Annotated in this window: 1 protein-coding gene and 1 pseudogene; both read left to right on the top strand. The window is 45.9% G+C overall.

Going from position 1 to position 525, the window contains the following annotated elements:
* Window positions 1–139, top strand: a pseudogene (locus tag R7R24_RS30220) (serine/threonine-protein phosphatase); the annotation flags it as partial.
* Window positions 136–525 (top strand): type VI secretion system ImpA family N-terminal domain-containing protein (locus tag R7R24_RS30215; protein ID WP_318120653.1); only part of this gene is annotated, 390 nt, incomplete at its 3' end. The pseudogene R7R24_RS30220 and the gene R7R24_RS30215, both read left to right, overlap by 4 nt.

Genomic DNA, 525 nt, shown 5'->3' with positions numbered 1-525 from the left:
GATGCACTCTGCTCTGGTGCGTGGCGCTAGTGATAACGTGACGTGTGCGCTCATTAAAGTGCGTCAAGAACCTAGTGAGTTTGACTCCGCTAGGCGAGATGATGCGACTATTCCTGTGTTTTTGAGGGGGAGAGTATGAGTAACACGATGTTTGATTGGTATGAGCAAGTCCTTGCACCAATTTCGGAAGACAATCCGACTGGCATTGATCCAAGAGAGGATGTCTCTCCTCAGTCTGCTTATTATCGACTTAAAGATCAGCGAATGGTGGCAAGAAACGCAGAGCGAAACGCCATCATCGAAGAAGAGAGTATTCATACACATAACAACTTATGGCGCGTTTTTGTTGAAGAAGTACCAGAAGTTCTCGCTACACAATCAAAAGATTTTGAGTTTGTTGCCTGGCTAATAGAAGCATTAACTCGGCTTTATGGTTTTAGAGGCATGGGCGTAGGCTACAAAATTGCTAGCGCGTTTGTTGAGTCATATTGGGATGAGCTGCACCCAATGCCTGATGAAGACGGC

This window comes from Vibrio sp. 704 (assembly GCF_033339295.1).
The sequence above is the reverse complement of the archived record's forward strand: the minus strand, read 5'-3'. Positions and strand labels throughout refer to the sequence as shown.